The following is a 17914-nucleotide window of genomic DNA, read 5'->3' on the forward strand; positions in this document are numbered from 1 at the left end:
CTCGGTCGTCCTCTCCGCGCGAGCGGAGGTGAGCCGCCTTCACGCTCCAGAGCCTCCAGCACGGGGCTGTCCTCTCCGCGCGAGCGGAGGTGAGCCGGACGTCTCGCGGATGCGGGCGTTGGCGGTGGCGTCCTCTCCGCGCGAGCGGAGGTGAGCCGATGCAGCAGCAGCGAGTAGCCGAAGAGTCGGCGTCCTCTCCGCGCGAGCGGAGGTGAGCCGTACTTCAGCTACACGTACACGGCGCAGTACACGTCCTCTCCGCGCGAGCGGAGGTGAGCCGTCCTTCAGCTACACGTACACGGCGCAGTACACGTCCTCTCCGCGCGAGCGGAGGTGAGCCGTCCTCGGGGACCCAGGACGCCGGCACGGCGAAGTCCTCTCCGCGCGAGCGGAGGTGAGCCGGGTCGGGTTGGAGGCCAGCAGGCGCGGGGTGAGTCCTCTCCGCGCGAGCGGAGGTGAGCCGTGCCGGCGGGGCGAGGCGGCCCGACCCGCCGCGTCCTCTCCGCGCGAGCGGAGGTGAGCCGGCGCCGGCCTCGATGACCCTGCCTCCGAGGGCGTCCTCTCCGCGCGAGCGGAGGTGAGCCCTCTCATCAGCCAGAAAGTGTCTCTCCTGAGCCGTCCTCTCCGCGCGAGCGGAGGTGAGCCAGCGGGCCGCGACCTTCCGCGGCTGCTGTGCGTCGTCCTCTCCGCGCGAGCGGAGGTGAGCCGTGGGCGTGGGCGTCGTCAGCCACCCGCCCCAGGTCCTCTCCGCGCGAGCGGAGGTGAGCCGCGGCCCCCGTCCAATCCGGACGGGGGCTTTTTGTCCTCTCCGCGCGAGCGGAGGTGAGCCGCAGGCGAGCGCCCTGGCCGCCTGTATCGAGCGGTCCTCTCCGCGCGAGCGGAGGTGAGCCGGTCGAGGCCGCGACCGAGCACATCGTCGGCGAGTCCTCTCCGCGCGAGCGGAGGTGAGCCCTTTTTTGTTGCCTCGTTAACTCCTCGTTGCGCGTCCTCTCCGCGCGAGCGGAGGTGAGCCGGATTCGACGGCGCCGTCGCGGTCCTTGTCGTAGTCCTCTCCGCGCGAGCGGAGGTGAGCCGCGCTCACGGATGGGGCCGAGGACGGTGGTGGCGTCCTCTCCGCGCGAGCGGAGGTGAGCCGCACCGGGCGTCCGCCGCGGCTTGCCTGACCGGGTCCTCTCCGCGCGAGCGGAGGTGAGCCGGTTCTCCATGTCGTCAGGCGAGCCACCCAGGCGTCCTCTCCGCGCGAGCGGAGGTGAGCCGCCGCTGAGGCACTGGATTGATGCACTGGTTCAGTCCTCTCCGCGCGAGCGGAGGTGAGCCGCAGTGGGAAGCCCGCGGCGGCATGAAGCAGCAGTCCTCTCCGCGCGAGCGGAGGTGAGCCGGTGATCAAAGTCGCAGGCCACGAGGGTCAGGTGTCCTCTCCGCGCGAGCGGAGGTGAGCCCCACGTCTCCTCCTTCGTCCTCCGGGCCCCGCCGTCCTCTCCGCGCGAGCGGAGGTGAGCCGGTCTGGGCGGCAATCGGATCGGGTGCCAAGACGTCCTCTCCGCGCGAGCGGAGGTGAGCCGTCGACGCCCGTTCCCGCGAGCTGGTGGCGGCGGTCCTCTCCGCGCGAGCGGAGGTGAGCCGGAAACTGACGCTATGGGAGCTGTGTCACCTTCGTCCTCTCCGCGCGAGCGGAGGTGAGCCGAGTCGTACCGGCCGAAGGGTGCCAAGAGCACGTCCTCTCCGCGCGAGCGGAGGTGAGCCGCCCCAGGCCCGCTTGAACCGCTTGCAGAACGCGTCCTCTCCGCGCGAGCGGAGGTGAGCCGTCGGTATGGGATCTGACCGGCGACACCGCGACGTCCTCTCCGCGCGAGCGGAGGTGAGCCGGCTGGACAGCTCGATGAGCCGTTGCAGCCGCTGTCCTCTCCGCGCGAGCGGAGGTGAGCCGCAGAACTGGTACCTGACCACCGGCCAGGTCATGTCCTCTCCGCGCGAGCGGAGGTGAGCCGGCAGCCCCTACCAGCGCGGTCTCATCGACGACGTCCTCTCCGCGCGAGCGGAGGTGAGCCGTACGTCATAGCGCGCCGGTAGCGTTGCGGGATGTCCTCTCCGCGCGAGCGGAGGTGAGCCGCCGACGCGGCACCCTGGTTGACCGCCGTGATGGTCCTCTCCGCGCGAGCGGAGGTGAGCCGCGCGGGAACGGGCGCGGGGCGGGGGCCGGGGCGTCCTCTCCGCGCGAGCGGAGGTGAGCCGGTTGACCGGTCGCCCGGCCGTGTCCTTGCCATGTCCTCTCCGCGCGAGCGGAGGTGAGCCGGCGGCGTCGGCTCCAGCGGTCCGATCCAGGAGGTCCTCTCCGCGCGAGCGGAGGTGAGCCGCAGCCAGGCGATCATCCGGTAGTGCCAGTGCGGTCCTCTCCGCGCGAGCGGAGGTGAGCCTCATGGGTGGAGCAGAAGGACGGCCCCGGCTACGTCCTCTCCGCGCGAGCGGAGGTGAGCCGTTCATCGATGGCCTGGACGCGGCCTTCACCGCGTCCTCTCCGCGCGAGCGGAGGTGAGCCGCGCTGCCTGCTGCGAGGACAGACCGGTGAGGAGTCCTCTCCGCGCGAGCGGAGGTGAGCCGACGGCCCTGTGGTCGGACACGATCGTCCCCCTGTCCTCTCCGCGCGAGCGGAGGTGAGCCGGGCGCTCGGTTCCCTTTATTCGGGCTTCTCGGGTCCTCTCCGCGCGAGCGGAGGTGAGCCGCCCTGTCCGGCGACGACTACGCCAAGGTCGTCGTCCTCTCCGCGCGAGCGGAGGTGAGCCGAAGTTCGGGGCACCGCGCCCGGTATGGGTTCGGTCCTCTCCGCGCGAGCGGAGGTGAGCCGTCGCCGAGGATGTTGTTCAGGTCGTCGCGCGTGTCCTCTCCGCGCGAGCGGAGGTGAGCCGTTCTCGCCGGTGCCGTCGCCCTGGACCATCTGGTCCTCTCCGCGCGAGCGGAGATGAGCCTACGCACGGTGAACTCGCCCTGTACCCGCCGGAGCCCCCTCCGCGCGAGCGGAGGTGATCGCGGCCGCGCGAGTACTGCTCGAGGAATTGCCGGTCCTCTCCGCGCGAGCAGAGGTGAACCGGGACTCTCGTGGACAGCAGGGAAGTCTGGTCGGTGCTCTCCAAGCGCACAGAGGTGAGCCGCACGCCGCCGTGACGGCGATGGTGTGGATTGTGTCCTCTTCGCGCGAGCGGTGGTGAACCGCGGAAGAATGACCGGACGGCAGGGCCGTGCTGGTCCTTTCCGCGCGAGCGGAGGTGAGCCGTTCTACCTGCTGATCGCTCTCATTGTGATCGGGTCCTCTCCGCACAAGCGGAGGTGAGCCGGTCGACGCCTACGCCGCGCTGATGCTGGCGCAGTCCTCTCCGCATGAGCGGAGGTGAGCCGCTGATCCCGTTCGCCGACCAGCCGTGACCACGGTCCTCTCCGCGCGAGCGGAGGTGAGCCGCTGACGCCAGAACAGCGTGCGCTTTTCGACTCGTCCTCTCCGCGCGAGCGGAGGTGAGCCGCAGTCGCCACTGACAACGGGTGACCCTGCGATGTCCTCTCCGCGCGAGCGGAGGTGAGCCGCACCTCGCCCGCGCCGAGGTCTACGAGCGCCTGTCCTCTCCGCGCGAGCGGAGGTGAGCCGAGGCGCCGCGTACGGTCCCGCCATGACGAATCGTCCTCTCCGCGCGAGCGGAGGTGAGCCGCCACTCGATCGGGAACGGCGCCGCGTACCGCTGTCCTCTCCGCGCGAGCGGAGGTGAGCCGTGGAAGGGGCGCGGCAAAGCCCTGGTGCACGCGTTCTCTCCGCGCGAGCGGAGGTGAGCCAACGGGGGCGACACCCTGAAGTCGTGCTTTCCGCGCGAGCGGAGGTGAGCCGCCGCTCGCAGACGCCGTCGGCGGGACGAGTACGTCCTCTCCAGTGCTCCTCCGCGCGCGTTTCAAGTTCCAAAACCGGCACCCAATGGGTGCATCTGCCGGAAGGTACGGCAACTGGCGGGCGTCTATATGCGGCTGCGGATGTGGCCGTGGACGGGACCTGGGAGCGGGTGTTCACCGCGCCTATGGCCAGGCCGATGCAGACGAGGGCCGCCACTGGCCTATGAGTCGGCGGGTGCGGTCCAGTTACGGGACTGGTTCGTGGCGGTGCCGCGGGGTGGCCGGATGCCCGGCGGCTCTGCCGGTGTTGTCGCGGCGCATCGCGGTCATGGACAGGTCCGCCAGCCGGGGCATGAACGTGACGTCGAGCCGGTCGACCGGGTGGAGCAGGCCCCGTTCGCAGGTGTCCGCTGTCCACACCGTGCAACCCGCTGACGGATAGGCGGGGTTGACGCCGATCTCTCCTTTGGGGAGAAATCCGTTGAAGGGGGCCGCGATCCCCTCGCCGTTCCAGTAGTTCCACGCGTGCAGGGCTTTGGCCTGCTCGAAGGCGAGATAGAGCTGCGGATACCGTGCGAGGGTCCGCGTCTGGCGGAAGATGGCCTGCCCCAGCAGTGACGGCGCGGTCCGGACGAGGCCGTCGAAGTCCTGCTCGCGGAAGGTGTAGGAGGTCGCGTCTTCGCCAGGATCCAGGGCCAGGCCGGTGAACAGGTGCGAGAGACGGTCCCTGGTGTACTGCGCGGCTTCGGGAGCGAGCACGGGCTCGATGCCGGCGATCAGGTCGCACAGGCGCTGATGGTCCGGGCGGAATCGGGACAGGTCGAACAGCTTGTCCATGCCGTCCACCGCGGTGAACGCCAGGCGCTTGTAGAGGCAGTTGTTCATCTCGCCGATGGCCGCGTACGTCTTGGTCTGCGGGCTGGTGGAGTGCAGCATCAGGTATTCCGACAGCACCTCGAAGTACAGGTAGCCGAGGAAGGGAAGGTTCGGGACGGCGGTGGCGAGTTGATCGACGAACGTCGCTGGCTGCGTCCGGCGGCCGGTGGCGTTGGCCAGCAGCATGTCCAGGAACGGGGCGGTCGCGTCGATCTGCTGCAGTGCCCGGCCTCGTAGCTGGGCGTTCTCGGAGCTGGTGAGCAGGGTGCGGTGCTCCAGGTAGGTGCGCAGGTGGAGCCGGCCGAGCCGGAGGTAGTCGATGCCCTTCGCCGGGGCCGGGCTGGTGGGGGTGATCTCGATGACCAGGGTGCGGGTGTGCGGCTTGGTCTGCAGCAGGTAGGCGCCGAGATTGTGAGGGCGTAACCCTGCCGACGTCGGGGTCAGCGGCGCGCAGTACAGCGCGGCGAGCAGGCAGCCGGAGGAGGCGTACAGCTGGCCGCTTGCGCGGATGGCGTCCAGCGCCACGGTGGTGTGCATCAGGTGGATGGGGCGGCCGCTGGTGAGGGTGCGGGTCATGGCGTTGTGTGCGAGCAGCCATCCGCCCGGGGTGTCGTGTTGCAGGTAGTGGCGCCAGTCGGCGTCGGTTTCGGTGCACCCGCGCGGGACGGGCCGGGCGTGAGGGCTGGTGTAGTCGGTGTGGGCGTCATCGAGGTCGGTGTCCACGGGGTGGTCTCCTATCGGGCGATAAGCACGTGGTGGGCGGCGGCGAGGGCCTGGTGGTGGGTGGCGCCGTCGAGAGCGGCCTGCTCGCTGTGCAGGACGAGGGTGAACGCGGTCGGGAGCAGCCAGGCGGGCACCGCGATGCGCTGCCGGGTCGTGTCGGGCCACCACCGCTTCAGCGGCAGGCGGTAGCGGTCCATGCAGTCGGCCGCCTTGAGGATGTCCGTCAGGTGCGGGGCCTGCCGGTAGGTGTGCTCCTGGTGGGCGGTGAAACGGCTGTAGGGCACGTCGTGGACGGCGATTGCTTGCGTGGTCCGCTCCAGTGCGGCCGCTGGTACCTCGCGGCCCGGGGTCGTGGTGACCGCGGCCGCGTGCTGTCGGAACCACGCTGCCGCCCGCTGCCCGTGGCCGGGATCATCCCGGTCGTCGAGCCGCCGGCAGTCATGGACCGCTCCGGCCGCGCACACCGCGGCGATGTCATCGTCGTCGAGGCCCAGGTGCTCGGCGAGGAGCGCGGCTAGCAGGCTGACCCGGGCGTTGTGGCGGATGCCGTGGTTGGAGTGTCCGCCAGGCGCGGGCCCGCGAACCAGGATTGCTCGGGTACGAGCATCAGCCCCGGGCGTGGCAAGCTGGGCGCGGCAGGGAAGTTCACTGGACGGCTACGCGCGATCCACTCCAGTGTCATTTGGTTTATCGGCTGGTGATCGGGCAGTCGACGCTGCTGGGCGAGGTCCCGCAGGCAGGCATGGTGGTGGGTTTTGTCGGACATGGCGTCCTTCGAGCAGATGGGTCAGGGCAGGCGTGAAGCTGGGCGTGGCGATCGTGACCATGGGCACGCGGCCCAAGGAGCTGGCGGAGCTGCTGGCCTCGGTCCATGCGCAGACAGCGCCTGCGGCGCGGGTCGTGGTGGTCGGCAACGGGTGCTCGGTGGCGGACCTGCCTCCGTGGGTGGAGACGGTGCAGCTGCCCGAGAACCTGGGAGTGACCGGCGGCCGCAACGCCGCCCTGGAGCACCTGCGGGACGTCGACTTGGTCCTGGATCTGGACGATGACGGGTTGCTCGTCTCCGATGACGTGTTCGCTCGAATCACTGCGCTGTTCGAGGCCGATCCCCGGCTTGGCATCGTGGGCTTTCGCATTGCTGATGAGAGCGGGGTGACGCAGCGTCGCCACGTGCCCCGGCTGCGGGCTGGCGATCCGATGCGCGGCGGCCTGGTGACCGGCTTTCTGGGCGGCGCGCACGTGCTGTCCACGGAGATGCTGAAGCAGGTCGGGCACTGGCCCGATGCGTTCTTCTTCGCCCATGAGGAGACCGACATGGCCTGGCGGGCGATCGACGCCGGATGGCGGGTCCTGTACGACCCGCGGCTGCTGCTGCAGCACCCGCGGACCTCCCCGGCCCGGCACTCCTTCTTCTACCGGGTGAACGCCCGCAATCGGGTCTACCTGGCACGCCGGCACTTGCCGGCCGTCCTGGTGCCGGTGTATCTGTTGGTGTGGGTGACGGTGACGCTGGCCCGCACCCGCAGCCTCGCCGGGCTGCGGGCCTGGTTCAGCGGGTTCGCTGAAGGGTGGCGCACCTCGTGCGGGCGCCGCCGTCCGATGCGCTGGCGCACCGTCGTGCGGCTTACCCGTCTTGGCCGGCCTCCCGTGATCTGAGCGGCTCACGCGGCCGCGCGGGCCTGGGCGCGCAGCCACGCCGGGATCGCTTCGGGGGTCCGCTCCAGCCACTGAAGGTAGCGGCGCACGCCCGCCTCGATGTCCACTAGGGGCGCCCAGTTCAGCACCTCACGCATGCGGGTGATGTCGGCGCACGCCCCGAGCGGGTCACCTTGTGGCCGGGGAGTGTCAAGGATCTGGGCTGCGGGATGGTGGTGGCGCACCAGGTCGGCGACCTGCCGGATGGAGGTGGCACGGCCGGTGCCGACGTTGACGGTTGCTTGGTGGGCGCGGTCGGTGACGGCCGCCAGCAGGGTCGCGTCGGCGATGTCGTCGACGTGGACGAAGTCGCGGACCTGGCGGCCGCCGCCGTTGAGGTGCAGCGGCAGCCCGAGCGCGGCCCGCATCGCGAACCACGCCACGACCCAGCTGTGGGAGTTCTCCTTGACCACCTGTGGTTCGCCGTAGACCGAGAAGTAGCGCACGACGGTGTAGGAGTGGTCGGCGCCGCCCAGGGTCAGGGCGGTCTGGTGTTCGCCCCACAGTTTGGTGTTGGCGTACACCGACGCGGGCCGCAGTGGGTCCTCCTCGCTGAAGCGGGCGCCTGCGGTGGTGGAGCCGGCCCCGATGCCGTACACGCTGGCCGAGGACACGAACACCAGGCGTTTCAATGTGCCGTGGTGCCGGGCGGCGGCGTCCAGCACGGTCTGGGTGCCGTGGACGTTGGCCTGCAGCGCCGCGGTCGGGTTGCGGGTGCATTCGGCGACGTCGGCCAGGGCGGCGGCATGGATCACGTAGTCGGCGCGTCCCACGACGTGATCCATCAGCGCCGAGTCGGTGATGTCACCGGAGATGACGTCGGAGTCGCTCGGGGAGATGTGGAACACGGAGGAGCAGACCGGTAAGCCGTAGGCGTCCAGCCGCCCCACGGCCAGCGGCTTGGCGCCGATCGCGCGGAGCTTGTGCACGATACGGCTGCCGACCAGTCCGAAACCGCCGGTCACCGCCACGGTGGCGCCGGACAGAACAGCGAGGCGATCGGTTGCGTTCACGGCTAGGGTCACCCTTCTTGACACCGCCACGCGGGGTGCGTGGCGTGGAGATATCGAGGACACCACCGCCCGTGTGCCGCGCTCCAGGGGATGGCTGTGTGGCCGGTGTGTGCCCGCCGTGCCGAAACCAGCGCAACTCCCTTTCCGCTGGGGCATGGTGGTGGTGACACGACGGAAGGCGATATCGCGGGGGCGGTATGGACCTCGACCAGCATCCACTGACGCACCTGCGCCGCCGGCACCACTGGTCCATGAACGACCTCGCCCGCCTGATACGGGCCGAGGCCCGGCGGCGCGGTCTGCGCAGCGGCGTCGACCGCAACCGGATCTGGCTGTGGGAGGCAGGCGGCACCAAGCCGAGCGAGGAAAGCCAGCTGCTGCTGGCCGCCGTCTTCGAGGTTCCCGCCGCCACGGTCGGCCGTCTTGCCTGGCCCACCTGGCTGCCCGCGTTCGAGGAACCCGCCCCGTTCAGCCCGTCGGGCAGCCGAGCCGCCCTGAGAGAGGTGCAGGTCACCCGCATGGACCGACGATCCTTCCTGGTGCTCAGCAGCAGCGCCCTGGTCGACATCGCCGCCGACTGGGCTCGCATCGAGCCGCGCCACCTCTCCCAGGCCCTCGACGGGCAGATGGTCGACCAGGAGCTGCTGCGGTGGCTGGAGCAGCGATCCGGTGAGCTGCGCGCTCTCACGTCCGGGCCGCACCGGCAGGTGTCCGGCCTGATCGACGCGCACCTGAGCACTGTCATCGGTCTCATCGCACAGGACCGGTACACCGAGGCTGTCGGCCGCCGCCTGCACGCTGTGGCCGCCGAACTCGCGCACTGCGCCGCGTGGCTGCGCTTCGACGCCGACCGCCACGCCGACGCCCAGCGCCACTGGCAGGCCGCCGTCCACGCCGCGCACCAGGCCGGGGACCGCGATCTGGCCGCCGTCGCCCTGTCCGACCTCGCCTACCAGGCCACCTGGCTGTCCAGGCCCGACGACGCCGTGAAGGTCCTCGAGCACGCCCGCTCCCGCACCCGAACGTCGGCCACCCGCTCCCTGCTGGACGTACGCCGCGCCCGGGCCTGCGCGGTACTGCAAGACCGGCAGGCAACTCAGCGCGCACTGGCATCCGCCGAGACCGAGCTTCAGCGGATACACCCCCAGCACACGCCCCCGATCATTTCGTGGATGTCGATGGCAGATGTCAACGCCGACGCCGGACGGTGCTGGCTCGACCTCGGCGACCCGCAACGCGCCGCCACCGCGATCGACGCAGGCCTCGACGAGCTACAGCCACGGCGCGCCCGCACGAAGGCGGTGTTCCTGACCTACCGGGCTGAAAGCTCACTGCACCGCCGGGATACCTCGGCAGCCGCCGCCGACGCCCGCGCCGCCCTCGACACCGCCCTCGACTCAGACGCTGCCCGCTGCGTCGATCTGGTCCACGCCTTCATCCGCCGTACCGGCGACCGCACCGAGCAGCCGATGGTCGAGCTACGCGAGTACGCCCGAGAACGCCTCGCCGTGTGACGCGGGCGGCGCCGGATGTACTGCAACCAGTCGATGGCCAGGCGCTGTCGCATGCGAGCTATGAAACGCCGGCCGAGCCGCGCACAGCGGGTGGCAGGTGCGTGTGCGGGGGGCTCCGCGGCGACGTCCGGGCGGGCGTGCTTGCAGGCGCCGCGCCGGTAGCGGTTGACGGAGTCGGCGGTGACCCCCATCTCGCGTGCGACGGCCTTGGCACTGCCCAGTTGTCGGATCAGGTGGCGATCCGGCCCTTCAGCGTCTTGGACGGCTCGCGGGTGAACGCTTCGCGGTCGGCGCGCTCGATGGCGTCCTCGATCTCCCCCACCGCTCTACTCCCCTTCGTCCAGGACGGCGTCCCCGCCCTTGATTTGACACCTTCACCCCCTCCGTCCCGGACGCCGGCAGCCCGCCTTTGACCCCAACCGCCCTACCGGCCCCGACGCCGTCATGTAAACCTTCAGCAAGACCCTCACCGAAGACCACACCGTCGAAGACAGCCCCGCCTCCTGCACAAACTCGCCAAGAAAACACCCACACAGGACTCCCAACGCCGCCGACTCCCCACCTCTCACCCAGGGCCTACGGACAACGCATCCTCCCCCTCCCACCCGCCATCACCCCCTCGGAGAGGCCTAGGCACTGTTTGAGCCCGCCTCGGTGCCCGCCGCAAGGAACACGACGGCATGGGCATCGCCAACAGGGTGCCTGGGCCAGCCCCTTGCGCTCCATGCAGCGCGACGACGGATGGGACGACAACGCCTCCGCCAGCCTTGCCTACCCTCCCTCACAGCTGAGCGCGCCGCCGAGCCGGGTTGGCACCACCGGAGTGGAATTGCGGCGGTGCGGGATGGCTCACTCGTGACGACTCACCGGACGCCGTGCGGTGGACAACTCCCTTATCGCTCCAACATGCTGACCCGAATGCCGAACAAACCGTGACGGCATGATGGCGGAGAGCGAGCGGGGGTGGCGGGCGCCATGGTGGTGACCGGAGAAGACGAGGACGAGTGGGCTGTGCGGGAGGCTGCTGTCTCCCAGAAACCGAAGCCGTCAACCGCGCGGGGCGCCAGGTGGTTCTACCGCTGGCGGGCCGCCGCGGTGGACGGGGCGCCGGAGGCATCGCGCCGCAACCGGCTGGTGATGTTGCTCGGCCCGCCACGCAGCAGCAGGTCCCCCCTCGTCCTGGCCAGCCTGCTCGCCCTCACCCTGATCGCCGTCGGCCTGGCCTTCTGGCAATACCAGTCTGCACAGACCGCCGAATCCGCCGTACGGGACGCCGTCGCCGCAGAACGCCGGGCCCAATCCAAGCAATTGGCCACCCAGTCCGAAATGCTGTTCGACTCAAATCTCGAACTGGCCTCGCTGCTGGCTGTCAAGGCGTACCGGACCAGCCCCACCAAGGAAGCCGTCGCCAGCCTCTACCACGCCGCCGACGCTGGCCTGACGGGCAGCTTTCGCACCGATGCGAAGGCGGTGGCCTCCGTGGCGTTCAGCCCAGACGGCGCCCTCCTCGCCACCGGCGGAGCCGACCCCAGGGCACAGCTGTGGGACATTGCCACAGGCCGGGAGCTGCACACCCTCGACCACATCCTCGGCGGGGTGTTCTCCGTGGCGTTCAGCCCAGACGGCGCGCTGATCGCCACCGGCGGCGCCGACGGCCTAGCGCACGTGTGGGACGTCGCCACCGGCGAGAAGCGCCGCACCCTCACCGGCCACAAAAGCTGGATTAATGCCGTGGCCTTCGGCCCGGACGGCACGACCCTTGCTACCGGTGGCAACGACGGCACCGTCCGGCTGTGGGACGTGGCCACCGGCAAGCAGCGCCGCGCCCTCACCGGGCACCAGGGCGCGGTGCTCGACCTCTCCTTCGACCCGGAAGGCGGCACCCTCGCCACCGGTGGCGCCGACGGTACGGTCCGGGTGTGGGACCCGGCCGGCGGCGCGGAACGCCGCACCATCAATCCCGCCAGGACCGCCCAGGTCTACGATGTGGCGTTCAGTCCGGACGGCACCCTCCTCGCCACCAACACGGCCACCGCCCTGTCGGTGTGGAAGGCGGCGACGGGCGGGAAAATCGACGCCCTCCCCGTCAAGGACGGCGTGATCAACGCGCTGGCGTTCGGTCCCGACAGCCGTACGCTCGCCTACGGCCTGGACAATGGCGGGCTGTACTTGTGGGAGGCGGCCACCGGCGGGAAGTTCGGCAAGGTGCCCCGCAGGCTCACCGGCCACCGGGGCGAGGTGTCCGACATCTCCTTCAGCCCCGACGGCCGCTCCCTCGCCACCGGCAGCGTCGAGGGCGGCACGGCCCGATTGTGGGACACGACCACCGGCCAGGAGCGCCATGTGCTCGATCACGGTAAGGCCACAGAGGTGTACCACATGGCTTTCAACGCCTGGGGTACCTCTCTCACCACCGTCAGCGGTGATGGAGGTGATGGAAAGGCCGTCGTGCGGCTGTGGGACCACGCCACGGGAGAAGAACGCCCCTTCCCAGGGACCGACCGCTGGGACAGCGTCTGGGAGCTGAGTCCGAACGGCACGACCATGGTCGCGGCGAGCGCCACCGACAGTGATGAGGGCGTCGTGCGGCTGTGGGATCTGGCCACCGGCGACCAGCTTCAGGTCTTCACCGGTCACGAGAGCTTCGTGCATGACGAGGTGTTCAGCCCGGACGGCACCGTTCTCGTCACCACCGCTATCAAGGGCGACGATGAGGGTGTCGTGCGGCTGTGGAACGTGGCCACCGGCGAGAAGCGCCAGACCCTCACTGTCGGAGGGAGCGAAGTGGCCTCGGTCACCCTCAGTCCGGACAACACCACCCTCGCCACCGCCGACACCGTGGGAACCGTGCGGCTCTGGGACACCAAGAGCGGGAAGAAGCTGCGCACCCTGGCCGTTGACGGACCCGGACTGGCCAGGGCGCGACTGGAGAACCTGGCGTTCAGCCCGAACGGCACGACCCTTGCCACCGGTGGCGACGACGGCACGGCGCGGTTGTGGGACGTGACCACTGGCAAGCAGCGCCACGCCCTCGCCTTCGAGGAGAGTACGGGCCGGGTCCAGGTGCAGGCCGTGGTGTTCAATCCCGACGGCACCACCCTCGCCGCCGCTGGGAGCGACGGCTCGGTGCTGTTGTGGGACGTGGCCACCGGCGAGCAGCGCCACCGCTTCGTCCTCTCCCCCGACGAGGCGCAGGAGCAGATGGCGTTCAGTCCGGACGGCACCACTCTCGCCACTGTGGGCGACACCGCCAGCGCCATACGGCTGTGGGACACCGCGCTTCCCGACGCGGACGGGGCAATGACCCGGATCTGCCGGGCGCTCCGCCGGGACTTCACGGCGCAGGAACGCGCACGCTACCTCACCGACCTGCCGGATGATCCCGTGTGCCCGGCCTCCCCCACCCGTTGACGGCCCTCTGCTGCCCTCTGCCCTGGGCACAGTTCGGAGATTCCATGGCTACGACCCCAGCCTCCCCTTCCTCCTCCGGCCCGGACGTACCGGAGGAGGGAGAGCGCACCGCGGCGCCGACACCCGCCGCGCGGAACGGCCGGGTGCTCGACGGCGCCCCTGAGAGCCCATGGCCCGGACCGCCAGGCTCCGAGTCATCCGGGCGGACCGGCTTGGGCGCCTGGGCCGATGAGCGCCTGCCGGGACTTCGCGGACTTCCGCCCAGACATCGCGCGGTGTACGTGGCCGTTACGGCAGCCCTGGCTCTGGCGGGGCTCCTCCTCGCCTACTACGTCACCTTCGTTCTGGACCGCTCGACGGTCACCGACCGCGCGCGCTCGGACAAGCGAGCAGAGAAGACAGTCGACCGGGAGCAGCCAGCCTTCGTCTCCACCGTCACGCCCCACGACTACGACCAGTACATGCCCGAGGCCATCGTCGTGCTGCTTGACCGGCCGCTGACCGCACCTGAGCAGGCCGCCCTCACCGCCACGACAGGGGACGCGTCGCGAGTCTGGGCGTTCCTGAAGCAACTGGGCGGCCGGATCGTGGAGCATCCGTCGTATGTGAGGCCCTTCGAGGACGGCAACCGGCGGCGCGGGCAGGCCCAGTCGTTCAACCTGAACCTGAACAGCGACCGCAGCGCCGGACTCACGATCAACGGTATGACGGCCGTCAAGGACTCGTGCCGAGCACCCAGCGCGCAGACCGTCGTCAACCTACCGCCCGCCGGGTCCGAGCCTCGGCAGGGCCTGTTGTGGGACCTGACCGGCGGGGCTGAGGACAATCCGAATGGACCGTACGTCCTGGACGAGGGCGCTTCGCAGGGTGAGCTGTACTTCCGCCACACGGTCGTTGACCTGGGCAACGGGCAGGCAAACATGGCCTTTCGTATCCAACCCGAGGTGTCCACGCACACGTGCGAGTGGCATATCGTCGCCTCTTACACCGACACGACCGGCTCCCACCGGCAGCGCATCCCAGGCAGTTCCCGGACCTTCACCACCGAGGCCGTCCCGCAGCGGCCCCTCCAGTACTTCGAGTACGTCCCGGCCACGGGATGGGGGTGTGTCGGCGAGATGAGTCAGAAGGGCTGCACGGCCACCGAACACGTCCTCCCAAACCGTCGGGCGGCACAGCGCTGAAGCGGGTACCAGAGGTACACCGTCGCCTACACCCAAAAGCTCGGCTCCAACGTCCAGCCCCTCGATGGGTATCTGCACCGCGAGACTGGCACATACCTGGCCCCGTAGCACGATCAGCCAAGGCCGCCTACGTGGACACCTTCGCCGACCTCGGCGTCACCAAGGACCTGGACGACCGCGCGTTCCTCGCGGCGTTGAAGCAGCACAAGGACGTCGCCCCGGCGATGGCGGATGCCCTCGCCGCCATCGGGCCTGCGCGTACGGGACCATCCGCGCGGGCGCGGGGAGCAGTGGGACAGCCCGTCGCGGTCCACGCACTCGACAAGAAGGGACCGGCCCCGCGCGCGCGGGGTTGGTCCCTTCTTGTCGAGTGCGGACCAGTCTTTGCCTTCTGCGCACATCTAGCACACTTGATGATCACGTTCGGTATGCTCCGTGGGCTCTGTTCGCACCACTGAGGGGGGATTCCTCATGCGTATCAGCCACGCGCTGGCCGCCGTTGCTGCGGCTATCTCGGCCGCCGCTGTCACTGCCGGTCCGGCTCAGGCCGCCGAATACTCGTCCGCACTGAAGGTGAAGGGCGTCCAGTACGACGCTCCCGGTTCTGACTCCAACCGGTGCTCGGGCGGCAACACCAAGAACGAGTACCTGACCATCAAGAACTACTCGCGTACCGCGAAGGTCAACCTCAAGGGCTACGTCGTCAAGGACGCCGCCGGCAACAAGTACACCTTCACCGCCAGCCACACCCTCGAGCCCGGCGACTACGTCAAGCTCCGCGGCGGCAAGGGCGCCAACTCCGACGCCGGCAACGTCGTCTACCGCCAGAACTGCAACTTCATCTGGAACAACGACAAGGACACCATCTACCTGCTCAAGCCCAGCGGCGCCAAGGCCGACGTCCACTCCTACACCAAGCGCGCCAACGACACCGACGGCAACGGCTACATCAACTACCACGGCTGACACCCGCCGAACAGCACCCCGCCCTCCCCCGGCCAGCCGGGAGGAGGGCGCACGCATGTCATCGAGTCTTCCGCCTGAACTACGCGCCCGGGGCGTGTTCGGGATGGCCCGCTGAAGCCGCCTAGGACCCGTGCAGGCGGCCCCGAGGTCCCCGGTTCCGGTGCCGTATGCCTGCCCGGAACGCCGCTCCTTTTACGAGGTCGAAGGGCAGCGGGTGGAGGCACCCCTGTCATGCGGTGAAGGGGTACGGTGCCGGCAAGGCAGTGCAGCGACCGCACCGGCCGCCCTCCACCGCCCGCGGCTAATGAACGTCGGGGTAGGTGATGGTGTAGTCGTCCACGGGCAGGGCCTGGTCCGCGGCGTACTCGGCACGGGCCTGCCGGTCGGCCTCGGTGATGTCGGGGTGGACGGGGGGCGTGTGGGGTGCGGGCCAGAACTGGGCCAAGTGCCGTTCCCCGTGGTCGCCGATGCCGGGTTCGGGATCGTCGGCGTGGCAGTACAGACGCATGCGCACCCAGTCTCCGCTGTCCGAGGGTGGGGCATCGAGGGGGTCCTGGTCCTGGGGCCATGCGTCCAGGATGTCTCCCTGCTCCAGGGTCGCGAGGCAGAGTGCGGGCGCTTCGATGCGCAGGCTCATCTCCTCCGCCGGCTCCCAGTCGCCGCCGGTCTCCGGTGGCGGCGGGCCGTCGTGGATTTGGACGGTCAGGTGGAGAGGGCCGGTGTCGGTGGTGGTCAGGACGACGGCGTTGGCGTCACCGGTGGCCGGGCCGCAGCGCCATCCGAAGGGCATGTCGGCGGGGTATGCGTAGTCGTCGGTGAAGCCGATGAGGTAGCCGTTCTCCCCCAGGTCGACGGTGAACGAGGACGCGCGCACCAGCATGACAAGCCTCCTTGGACACGGTCGGTGCCCCGTTCCCGGGTGACGCGGGAACGGGGCACCCTGGCTCAGGGGAGTGTATCGGCGGTCGGTCAGGCGATCACGTAGAAGGGATCGTGGTCCATGACATGCATCTGGCCGCGCCACGCGGTGATGCGTCCGCCCTGGGACTTGTTTTCCTGCACTTTGACCCAGGTGATCTCGCGCTGTCCGGCGGCGAGTGTGGTGCCGCCCTCGTAGGTGGAGGCGAAGGGGTATTCGTCGCAGGAGGTGCGTCCGGCGCGGCGCATGTCGGCCGGGGCGGTGCGCGGGCACACCGCGGTGCGGTGCTGGGCCTCCTTGGTCTTGTTGATCATCCAGTGCAGGGGCTTGCCGCCGTTGGGGTCGCCGTAGTGGCCGCCGCGGGCGCGCAGGTTGCGGATGCCTTCGTCGATGCGGGCCAGGCCGACCATGCTCACCCCGGTGGGCACCTCGGGGATGGCGCAGCCGGAGCGGTTGGTGCGGGTGCTGCCGTAGTAGTTGTCGCAGCGGTAGACGGCCGAGGCGTAGGAGACCTTGCCAGGGCTGTAGCCGGCCTTGGTGAAGGTGTAGGTGTAGGTGGTCTTCGCCTTGGCGAGGATCTTCTTGGGGGCGATGGTGGTCTTGTAGGCGACCGAGCCGCTCGCCGCGCTGTCGAGGGTGTGACCCTGTGGGAAGGACACGGTCGCCTTGGTGCCGCCGCCGGACTTGGCGGCGGCGTTGACGTGGACGCCCCTGCCCTGGCCGGTGGTCGTGGCCTTGGAGACCGTGAACTTCTCGCTCCAGTTGGCGGAGTTGGTCTTCAGCGTCATCTGGTGCTTGACGCTGAAGTCCGCGGTGCCCTTGATGACGGGGCGTCCGTTGACGACCTGGATGACGTCGACGTGGACGGTGACCCACTCGCACTCGCTGAAGCGGTTGATCGTGATGCGGTTGATCGTGCAGGTCGCGGCGGCTGCCGGACCGGCGACCGCGCGGGCCTGGGCCGTGGGCGAGCCGGTGGCGGGTGAGGTGACGGTGACGCGCAGCCGGCTGCCGTCGGGTTCGCTGGCCGTGGCTGACGGGGCAGCCGCCGTTACCAGCAACCCCAGTCCCGCGGCCCCCGTGGCGAACAGGTTGATCAGTTTCAAGTTGTACCCCCGGTGTTGTCGCATGCGACAGGGGCCACCGTTGGTCAACTCGTTTGCCCCCGCCGCGCGTTGACGCCATACAAGCACAGGAGACGCAAAGATCGCATAGTGATTTGCTCTGTTTCGGGCATAGGCGAGCGGATACCGCACGTTGATGGCCGATTCCAGTCAATCGGGCGGGAGGATGGACAAGCCTCACCAACGGCTTGCAGTCGCCGGTGGCTCGGCTGCTGCGGCTGAGCATCTGGTGACGGGCCGGGCGGGGATCGGCCAGGTCGATGACCGCCCAGTCGGGAGTTGGAGGTGTCCCGCTCGCCGAGCGACAGGTAGTGCCGGTAGAGGCAGTAGGCGGGGGCTGCTTGTCCGCCGTCGGCGCGTGTCCGAGACATCATGGCGTAGCGCACCTCATCCCTGCGCGCCACGAGGCAGGCTCGCAGCCCAGAAGCATGGCGCACACCGAAGATGCCGCCGCGACTCGCAGATAGGGAGAAGGACCGTATCGTCCGACGCAAGCGAGCTGGGCACTGTCCGGCGGATCATGTGATTCCCAGGGTCCAGGGGTGTCCGTTCCCTGTTGGTCAGTGCCGAGGAACCGCGTGGATGCGGCAGTGATGAGCGGTGCGGATCCGGTGCTGCCCGC

Annotated in this window: 11 protein-coding genes, 1 pseudogene and 1 CRISPR repeat array (1 of these 13 running past the window's edge); of the genes and pseudogenes, 6 read left to right on the top strand and 6 right to left on the bottom strand. The window is 69.8% G+C overall.

The genetic code is table 11. From position 1 onward, the window contains the following. Nucleotides 1-3086: direct repeats of the CRISPR family, unit length 29 nt; unit sequence GTCCTCTCCGCGCGAGCGGAGGTGAGCCG (it extends 1945 nt beyond the left edge of the window). 1027 nt (nt 3087-4113) lie between these two features. Next, nucleotides 4114-5466, bottom strand: a complete 1353-nt coding sequence (locus ACZ5Y0_RS27980) for a hypothetical protein (RefSeq protein ID WP_469131461.1) — start codon at nt 5464-5466, stop codon at nt 4114-4116. 11 nt (nt 5467-5477) lie between these two features. Continuing rightward, nucleotides 5478-5750, bottom strand: a complete 273-nt coding sequence (locus ACZ5Y0_RS27985; protein WP_469131462.1) for a hypothetical protein — start codon at nt 5748-5750, stop codon at nt 5478-5480. Nucleotides 5751-5834: 84 nt separating this feature from the next. Between ACZ5Y0_RS27985 and ACZ5Y0_RS27990 the strand changes: the two genes are divergently transcribed. Both ACZ5Y0_RS27990 and ACZ5Y0_RS27995 read left to right on the top strand, forming a co-directional pair. Next, entirely contained in the window at nt 5835-5984 is a 150-nt protein-coding gene (locus ACZ5Y0_RS27990; protein WP_469131463.1) for a hypothetical protein, read from the top strand. A gap of 307 nt (nt 5985-6291) precedes the next feature. After that, on the top strand, nt 6292-7122 hold the full coding sequence (locus ACZ5Y0_RS27995; RefSeq protein ID WP_469131537.1) for a glycosyltransferase family 2 protein: 831 nt from the start codon (nt 6292-6294) through the stop codon (nt 7120-7122). A gap of 5 nt (nt 7123-7127) precedes the next feature. Here the strand turns inward: ACZ5Y0_RS27995 and ACZ5Y0_RS28000 are convergent, their stop codons facing one another. Beyond that, the gene (locus ACZ5Y0_RS28000) at nt 7128-8174 is read right to left on the bottom strand and encodes an NAD-dependent epimerase/dehydratase family protein (protein WP_469131464.1); all 1047 of its coding nucleotides are present in this window, start codon (nt 8172-8174) and stop codon (nt 7128-7130) included. A gap of 197 nt (nt 8175-8371) precedes the next feature. Here ACZ5Y0_RS28000 and ACZ5Y0_RS28005 point away from each other — a divergent pair, with 197 nt between their 5' ends. Continuing rightward, nucleotides 8372-9688, top strand: a complete 1317-nt coding sequence (locus ACZ5Y0_RS28005; protein ID WP_469131465.1) for a helix-turn-helix transcriptional regulator — start codon at nt 8372-8374, stop codon at nt 9686-9688. A gap of 113 nt (nt 9689-9801) precedes the next feature. Here ACZ5Y0_RS28005 and ACZ5Y0_RS28010 read toward each other — a convergent pair. Continuing rightward, nucleotides 9802-10010, bottom strand: a pseudogene (locus tag ACZ5Y0_RS28010) (telomere-protecting terminal protein Tpg); the annotation flags it as partial. Between the two features lie 653 nt (nt 10011-10663). Between ACZ5Y0_RS28010 and ACZ5Y0_RS28015 the strand changes: the two are divergent. The 3 genes from ACZ5Y0_RS28015 to ACZ5Y0_RS28025 all read left to right on the top strand — a co-directional run bounded on the left by ACZ5Y0_RS28015 (nt 10664) and on the right by ACZ5Y0_RS28025 (nt 15249). Next, a complete protein-coding gene (locus ACZ5Y0_RS28015) occupies nt 10664-13099 on the top strand; it encodes a WD40 repeat domain-containing protein (protein ID WP_469131466.1) in 2436 nt (811 codons plus the stop codon). Nucleotides 13100-13374: 275 nt separating this feature from the next. Then, nucleotides 13375-14283, top strand: a complete 909-nt coding sequence (locus ACZ5Y0_RS28020; RefSeq protein WP_469131467.1) for a hypothetical protein — start codon at nt 13375-13377, stop codon at nt 14281-14283. Between the two features lie 471 nt (nt 14284-14754). After that, entirely contained in the window at nt 14755-15249 is a 495-nt protein-coding gene (locus ACZ5Y0_RS28025; protein ID WP_469131468.1) for a lamin tail domain-containing protein, read from the top strand. 301 nt (nt 15250-15550) lie between these two features. On the opposite strand, the gene ACZ5Y0_RS28030 is transcribed toward ACZ5Y0_RS28025, so the two are convergent. Together ACZ5Y0_RS28030 and ACZ5Y0_RS28035 are read right to left on the bottom strand one after the other, a co-directional pair. Beyond that, the gene (locus ACZ5Y0_RS28030; protein WP_469131469.1) at nt 15551-16129 is read right to left on the bottom strand and encodes a hypothetical protein; all 579 of its coding nucleotides are present in this window, start codon (nt 16127-16129) and stop codon (nt 15551-15553) included. Nucleotides 16130-16218: 89 nt separating this feature from the next. Beyond that, entirely contained in the window at nt 16219-17298 is a 1080-nt protein-coding gene (locus ACZ5Y0_RS28035) for a NucA/NucB deoxyribonuclease domain-containing protein (protein WP_469131470.1), read from the bottom strand. Between the last annotated feature and the right edge of the window lie 616 nt (nt 17299-17914).

This window comes from Streptomyces sp. NPDC033216 (assembly GCF_055577115.1).

Bases quoted from the DNA above. Each gene is read 5' to 3' on its own strand.
- ACZ5Y0_RS28035 (WP_469131470.1), bottom strand. From the start codon at position 17,298: ATGCGACAACACCGGGGGTACAACTTGAAACTGATCAACCTGTTCGCC.
- ACZ5Y0_RS27995 (WP_469131537.1), top strand. From the start codon at position 6,292: ATGGGCACGCGGCCCAAGGAGCTGGCGGAGCTGCTGGCCTCGGTCCAT.
- ACZ5Y0_RS28005 (WP_469131465.1), top strand. From the start codon at position 8,372: ATGGACCTCGACCAGCATCCACTGACGCACCTGCGCCGCCGGCACCAC.
- ACZ5Y0_RS28025 (WP_469131468.1), top strand. From the start codon at position 14,755: ATGCGTATCAGCCACGCGCTGGCCGCCGTTGCTGCGGCTATCTCGGCC.
- ACZ5Y0_RS28030 (WP_469131469.1), bottom strand. From the start codon at position 16,129: ATGCTGGTGCGCGCGTCCTCGTTCACCGTCGACCTGGGGGAGAACGGC.
- ACZ5Y0_RS28015 (WP_469131466.1), top strand. From the start codon at position 10,664: ATGGTGGTGACCGGAGAAGACGAGGACGAGTGGGCTGTGCGGGAGGCT.